At 64.2% G+C, this 243-nt stretch carries 1 protein-coding gene and 1 pseudogene; both read right to left on the reverse strand.

The window, feature by feature from the left end; translation table 11 throughout:
* Window positions 1-77 (reverse strand): annotated as a pseudogene (locus SB725_RS33405) (GAF domain-containing protein); the annotation flags it as partial.
* Window positions 78-243 (reverse strand): DUF815 domain-containing protein (locus SB725_RS33410; protein ID WP_410923723.1); only part of this gene is annotated, 166 nt, incomplete at its 5' end. It abuts the pseudogene before it with no gap.

The following is a 243-nucleotide window of genomic DNA, read 5'->3' on the forward strand; positions in this document are numbered from 1 at the left end:
GCAAACAGCGCCTGCACTTGCGCAGCCAGCAGGCGGTAGCCGTCAAGGCCGGTACCACTGGCATTGAGGTCGATCATTTATTTCTGCTCCAGCAATTGCAGCCCGACCCAGTAGCGGGCGAACTGATAGGCACAACGGCCATTACGGTTGCCGCGGCCGGTGGCCCAACGCACGGCGAGGATGTCCAGGGCTTCGTCACGCTGCCAACTCAGCCCGGCAGGGCGCGCCAACTGGCCGATCCAG

It is taken from the genome of Pseudomonas sp. SIMBA_041, from assembly GCF_046535095.1.
Lineage (GTDB): Bacteria > Pseudomonadota > Gammaproteobacteria > Pseudomonadales > Pseudomonadaceae > Aquipseudomonas > Aquipseudomonas mucoides.